At 34.9% G+C, this 4,214-nt stretch carries 4 protein-coding genes; all 4 read right to left on the bottom strand.

Translation table 11 applies throughout. From position 1 onward, the window contains the following. Positions 1–103: 103 nt before the first annotated feature. From ACH2BV_RS09790 to ACH2BV_RS09775, 4 genes are read right to left on the bottom strand one after another with little or no spacing between them, the layout of a single operon-like run. Positions 104–1,261, bottom strand: coding sequence for an ABC transporter permease (locus ACH2BV_RS09790; protein WP_395050544.1), 1,158 nt, complete (start codon positions 1,259–1,261; stop codon positions 104–106). A 3-nt stretch (positions 1,262–1,264) separates the two neighbouring features. After that, on the bottom strand, positions 1,265–2,218 hold the full coding sequence (locus ACH2BV_RS09785) for an HlyD family secretion protein (protein ID WP_395050543.1): 954 nt from the start codon (positions 2,216–2,218) through the stop codon (positions 1,265–1,267). Positions 2,219–2,224: 6 nt separating this feature from the next. Then, positions 2,225–3,616, bottom strand: coding sequence for a TolC family protein (locus ACH2BV_RS09780; protein WP_395050542.1), 1,392 nt, complete (start codon positions 3,614–3,616; stop codon positions 2,225–2,227). Beyond that, positions 3,613–4,062, bottom strand: a complete 450-nt coding sequence (locus tag ACH2BV_RS09775; RefSeq protein WP_395050541.1) for a MarR family winged helix-turn-helix transcriptional regulator — start codon at positions 4,060–4,062, stop codon at positions 3,613–3,615. The genes ACH2BV_RS09780 and ACH2BV_RS09775 overlap by 4 nt, the downstream gene beginning before the upstream one ends. Positions 4,063–4,214 lie beyond the last annotated feature (152 nt).

The raw sequence follows: 4,214 nt of genomic DNA, 5'->3' as shown, positions 1-4,214 counted from the left end.
AGATGAGAAAAACAAGTATAAAAAATTTCATAGAAATCAATTGAGTTTCTTATTCGACTAACACGATACCTCGAAGCTCTGCTTCGGGGTTATTCATTTGGATTTAGACTTCTTTTAAAACACTTTTTCTCTTGAAATACAAAGCAATATAAGAGAGAATGGCGCAAATGGAACCAATAATCAGCAAATTAGAAATGACTCCGTAAGTTTGTGAAAATGTTCCGTCTTCGATAATCAAAATACGAAAAGCTTTCAAGAAATGGGTAAGTGGAATCACATTGGCGATTCCTTGAACCCAAACCGGCATTTGGCTTAAAGGCCAAGTAAAACCACTCAAAATAAAGCTTGGCGTGGCAATTACCATCAGTATTTCTGTTGCTTTTAATTGTGAGGGAATTAAGATACTGACCAAAATCCCCATAAAGCTGACCACTAGAACAAATATTCCGGCTATGATTGTTAGTGGTAAAAGATTGTGGTATAATGGAATTCTAAACCATAGGGTAAAGAGCCAAAATAATATCCAAAGCCCAAAACTCATTATCATGTAAGGAATAATTTTGACCCAAATCAATTTAAACATTGACGGGCATTTTTGGACTAGCTTTTTGAATGTTCCGTGTTCAAATTCCGATGCAAAAGAAAGTGCCAATCCCAGTAATAAAACTTGTTGTAATACTGCAGCCAAAACACCAGGCCAAAGGAAATACATATAGTTTGTGCTTCGATTGTATTTTTTGATAAAGGTAGTTTTGAAGGGTTCGTATTGTGAACTAATCAGTTTTTCTGGTGTTCCTTGTTTTCGCAAAGTTTCCATTTGAACTCCTACTTTTAATGTTCCCAAGCAAACCTGTAAGGCTGAAGAAGCGTAATTGGCAGTTAAAACATTCGAGGCATTTACAATTGTGACTACTTCGGGATATTTTTTGGTCAACACCATTTTTTCAAAACCTTTTGGAATAATCACAACACAGGTTGCTTCTTTTTCGATGGCAATTTGGGAAAGATTATTTTGGTCATAAAGTAGGGTAGAGATATTCAGCACTTCGTTGTCTTCAAACATTTGTATAGCTTTTGAGCTCATTTCGCTGCGATCTTCATCGACTACAATTATGGGTAAATCGGTCACTTTACCTTTGCCATAAACATAGCCCAACAAAATTCCGTAGAGCAATGGTGCTCCAATAAAAAGCAGCCGAAGCACTTTATTTTGCCAAAACATTTTGAATTCCCGGTTGAGGAGTGTGGAAAAATGTCGCATAATTTATAGCTTTAGAGTTACAGTTGCTTTTGTGATTAAATCCTTAGCTTCTTCGCTGTTTGAAGGGGTTATTTTTATTTCGAACAGACTTTCCTGCATTTCAAAATCAGGATAGGCAGTTGCTATATTTCCGTATGCGCCCAACTGTTTTATGGTGGAGACAGTTCCCTTGATTTCCTTTTTATTATAAGGAATGTGAATGATTATTTCCTGCCCTTTTTTTAATTTATCCAAATGGCTTTCTGGAATTGTAAAACGGAAATATGTGCTATTTGAAATATAGCCATTAAACAAGGTGTATCCCGGTAATGCTAATTCGCCAATATTTAGCGTTATTGTTTCGATGCTCATATCTTGAGGTGCAATCACGTAGCGTTCTTTATCAGCAGTTTCAACTTCTTGCAATGCTCCGTAAGCTCTGTCTTGTTGGCCTAAAGCCATAGTTTGTTGTTCGATTCGACCTCCTTTTTTGGCATCATCTAATTCGGCCAGAACAGCATTGTATTGGGCTTGCGCACCTTCGTATTTGGCGTAAGCTTCGTCGTAGGTTTGTTGGGAAACTAAAGAATCTTTGAGCATATTACTCAATCGATTAATCGATTTTTTTGCAAATTGATATTGTTCTTTCAGTCCTTGTTTTTTTGATTCAAGTTGTTTGATTTGGTTATCAGTTGCCCCTTTTACAGCCATATTGTATTGTGCTTTTGCTGATACCACAGCTCCTTCGGCCTGATTTATTTTAGCATTAACTTCCGGAATGTCTAATATTGCGAGTGTGTCACCTTTTTTTACTAAATCCCCTTCTTTGACAAATATTTTTAAAATTTTCCCTGGAATTTTGCTCACTACTGCAATTTGTTCGTTTTCAATTTTTCCTTGAATTTGCCCTTTGTTTATATTCTTTTCGCAACTTATTAAAAGGGATGTGATGGCTAGTAAAATGATTATTCTTTTCATAAACTATTAATTTAATTTTGATATATGTTGTGTGAGTTCGCCTGTGGCTATAATGGTTTCAATGGCCGACAAGCGTTGTTCTATTAGTGTATTAATTTTGTTTACAGCTGCTTTAAAAGAATCATTTTCGGCTTCCAGGCGTTCGGAAATGTTTATTAAACCTTCCTTATACTGTTTTATGGCCAAAGAAAGATTGTTGTTGGCTACTTTTTCCTGTTGGTTAGTTATTTCTATTTTTTGATTTAAAACCGAATAATTCACATAGTTGTTTTCTAAAAGTAATTCCAGTTTTTCTTTAGTATCGTCAATTTGGTTTTGTACTTGTTCGATATTTATTTTGGCTTCGTGAATTTTATGTTCTCTTTCAAAACCAGCAAATATTTCCCATTTCATCGCTGCTCCAATCATCCAGTTTGGACTCATAGTCATTTCGTTTATGGATAAATTCAATGGTTTGTTTAATCCAGGAATCACTGGAGTTGTTGTATTTGCATCAAAAAGACTCGAATAAGTTACGCCTCCAAAAGCTCCTAAAGTAGGTAAATAGGTTCCTTTTTCTTTTTTCAACATATATTCGTTGGCTAGTTTGTATGATTCCAAGGCTTTGATTTCTTGCTTGTTTTCTGGACTCAGTTTGTCTGAAGTTATGATATATGGAACCAAATCGTGTTTGACATTATTAATCTCTGAATCGGAATAATCTGTTAGATAGCGAAGTTTTCGATAGACCAATTTGCGTTTACCATCTAGCTCAATTTTTTTTGAATTCAATTCTAATGATGCTAATTTTATTTTATCCCTGTCATAAGGAACAGCTAAACCTTGTTCGATTGCTTTCGAAACTCTTTTGGATTCCGTTTGCAATCTTTTGTCGCTATCATTGATCAGCTTTTCTACTTCGTTCAACAAGGTTAATTGGTCAAAGGTGTTGATTACTTCCTTGATGACACCGTCTTTTTCGGATTCTTTCAAATATTCCGCGCCTTTGGCTTTTTGTTCCAAGGCTTTTGCTCCGTTTGGTATTTGCATTCCACTGAACAAAACCGTTTTTGCCATCACGCTTCCATTGAAGATATTTCCATAATTATTGAAAGTTTGTTTACCGTCAAACAAGGTTAAATTTACCACAGGAACCGTTACCGAAGGTGCGTCTATGGTCAGTTTATTGTCGTAATAGGTATAAAGTCCGCTGGCTTCCAAAGTAGGAATGTACTTGTTCCAAAGACCTTTTTTTTGGAGGTTGATTTTTTCAATTTCGAGTTCTTTATTTTTAATCGAACTGTTTTTTTCTATTGCCTTGTTTATCGCTTCGTCTAAGGAAGTCGAAATTAGTATTTGGGCATTTGCGTTGGCAAAGAACATCAGGGAGATGATGGTTAATGCTAAATATTTTTTCATTTTATTTTGAGTTCTAAATTGTCGTAAATCTGCAGGAAAGTGTCTCTTACGATTTTGAGGTTTTCAAGATCTATTCCTTTTATGGCATCTTCAAGCGTTTGATTTACAATTTCTATTACTTCTTTTTCGATTATTTTTCCTTTGGGCGTGAGAAAAATTAAATTCAATCGTCTGTCTTTTGCATCTGGTCGTCGTTCCACCAGATTTTCTTTCTCTAAATTATCAACCAAGCGGGTAATACCTGGTTTATCTCGGTAAGTTTTATCTGCAAGAGTTTGTTGTGAGCAACCGTCGTTCTGCCATAGAACACCTAATATTGTCCATTGCTCTTTTGTTAATGAGATATTGTTTTTTCTGAAATTATTTAATAAAGCCCTGTTAAAAACGGAATGGGTTCTTCCGGACAAAATACTATATAAATTTTCATTTGTAAAAATAGTTTCCATAGCAATAGTTGTTTAAATAACTACAAAGATATTGTGATTTATTGGATATAAACAAATTTAATCAAAAGAATTCCTCGAAGCTCTGCTTCGGGGTTCGATGGTAAGTAAAATTATTATCTTTGTTTTATGAGCGAACACATTCATAAGAGACA

The organism is Flavobacterium sp., from assembly GCF_043780635.1.
GTDB lineage: Bacteria > Bacteroidota > Bacteroidia > Flavobacteriales > Flavobacteriaceae > Flavobacterium.
This window is presented reverse-complemented; position numbering and strand designations above follow the sequence as displayed.

Excerpts from the sequence above, each read along its gene's own strand:
- ACH2BV_RS09785 (WP_395050543.1), bottom strand. The coding sequence starts at position 2,218 with ATGAAAAGAATAATCATTTTACTAGCCATCACATCCCTTTTAATAAGT.
- ACH2BV_RS09790 (WP_395050544.1), bottom strand. The coding sequence starts at position 1,261 with ATGCGACATTTTTCCACACTCCTCAACCGGGAATTCAAAATGTTTTGG.
- ACH2BV_RS09780 (WP_395050542.1), bottom strand. The coding sequence starts at position 3,616 with ATGAAAAAATATTTAGCATTAACCATCATCTCCCTGATGTTCTTTGCC.
- ACH2BV_RS09775 (WP_395050541.1), bottom strand. The coding sequence starts at position 4,062 with ATGGAAACTATTTTTACAAATGAAAATTTATATAGTATTTTGTCCGGA.